Source organism: Mesorhizobium sp. M1A.F.Ca.ET.072.01.1.1, from assembly GCF_004023325.1.
Taxonomy (GTDB): domain Bacteria; phylum Pseudomonadota; class Alphaproteobacteria; order Rhizobiales; family Rhizobiaceae; genus Mesorhizobium.
This window is the reverse complement of sequence record NZ_RZSF01000602.1, coordinates 1-1,746: the sequence shown is the minus strand read 5'-3', so window position 1 is coordinate 1,746 and position 1,746 is coordinate 1. Positions and strand designations below refer to the sequence as shown.

The following is a 1,746-nucleotide window of genomic DNA, read 5'->3' as shown; positions in this document are numbered from 1 at the left end:
CTATGGACAGACTGGGAGACGCGCACGGTGTAGCGGCTCACATCGTCATACTGCACCTACGCCACACACCGGCCGGACCTGATCCGGCTTTATGAGCATTGGGCTTTGTCAGTTGCCCAAGCGTGATGGCTTTCGCGACGCGGCGCGCCTCAGGAACTGAGCCGCGTCCAGGTCGAAACGCGGGAAAGAAAGACAGGAAACAGAATGGCCGATCAATTCGCAACGGACGTCATTGCCCTGATCAAGAAACGCGCCGAGTCGGAGAGCGGTGAGGGAATGCCTGCGTCATTCGTCGGCGAGATAACAATCGCCACGGAACTGGACGCGCTCGGGTTTGATTCGCTGGGTTTGGCGGACGTCCTCTGGGATGTGGAGCAGGCCTACGGCATCAAGATCGACATGAACACGGCCGATGCCTGGTCCAATCTCAAGAATGTCGGCGACGTCGTGGAAGCCGTCCGCGGCTTGCTTGCGAAGGAGGCTTGAATGGACAGGCGCGTCGTTATCACCGGAGTGGGCGGCCTGTGCGGACTGGGCACCGACGCCGCCTCTATGTGGAAAGAGATGCGCGAAGGCCGCTCCGCCATCGGCCCGATCGCCAATTCCGAGCTTCATGACCTGGAGGGCATGACCGGCGCTGAGATCAAGGCGCTGCCCCAGCACGACATCAACCGGGGGCATCTCATCTCCATGGACCGCTTCAGCTTGCTCGCCGTGCTTGCAGCGCGCGAAGCCATGCGGCAGGCCGGACTTTCCTGGGACGAGGGGAATGCCCATCGCTTCGGCGCGACAGTGGGCGTCGGATTTACCGGTTCATACGCAACAGAACAAACTTACCGCTCACTGCTTTTGGGTAGCGCAATCCGTGCTGAACTCTTCACTGGAGTAAAGGTGATGCCCAGCGCCGCTTCCGTCCATCTTAGCTTGAGCCTCGGCTTGCGCGGGCCGGTCTTCGGGGTGACCTCCGCATGTGCCTCGGCCAACCATGCGATCGCCTCGGCGGTGGACCAGATCAAGCTGGGCCGGGCCGACGTAATGGTTTCCGGAGGCAGCGACGCACCCTTCGCATGGGGCGTGCTGAAAGCATGGGAAGCAATGCGCGTGCTTTCACCCGATACCTGCCGGCCCTTCTCCGCCGATAGGAAGGGCCTGGTGCTGGGCGAGGGTGCGGGCATGGCCGTGCTGGAAAGCTACGAGCATGCCACGAGGCGTGGTGCCACAATTCTTGCCGAGATCGCCGGCGTCGGCCTTTCCGCCGATGCCTTCCACATTGCCGCGCCATCTGTCGAGGGGCCAGCGTCGGCGATGCGCGCCTGCCTTGCCGATGCCGGGCTGAATGCCGAGGACGTCGACTACCTCAACGCGCACGGCACCGGTACCAAAAGCAATGATCAGACTGAAACGGCGGCGATCAAGCGTGTGTTTGGAAACCACGCTTATTTGATGTCCATCTCTTCCACCAAGTCCACGCACGCGCATTGCCTCGGCGCAGCGAGCGCGCTTGAAATGATCGCCTGCGTGATGGCAATCCAAGAGGACGTCGTGCCGCCGACCGCCAACTATCGCGAGCCAGATCCCGCTTGCGACCTCGACATCACACCCAATGTGCCGCGCGAGCGCAAGGTGCGCGTCGCCATGAGCAACGCCTTCGCCATGGGCGGTACGAACGCAGTTCTGGCATTCAGGCAGGTGTAGAAGCCATGCAAGACGCCTCATTTGAGGTCACCTGTCGTATCTAGCTGCTTG

2 protein-coding genes are annotated in these 1,746 nt (G+C 61.9%); both read left to right on the top strand.

Annotated elements, in window-relative coordinates; genetic code table 11:
• Positions 1-204: 204 nt before the first annotated feature.
• On the top strand, positions 205-486 hold the full coding sequence (locus EOA32_RS36805) for an acyl carrier protein (RefSeq protein WP_029356603.1): 282 nt from the start codon (positions 205-207) through the stop codon (positions 484-486).
• The gene (locus EOA32_RS36800; RefSeq protein WP_126057631.1) at positions 487-1,695 is read left to right on the top strand and encodes a beta-ketoacyl-[acyl-carrier-protein] synthase family protein; all 1,209 of its coding nucleotides are present in this window, start codon (positions 487-489) and stop codon (positions 1,693-1,695) included.
• Positions 1,696-1,746: the final 51 nt, after the last annotated feature.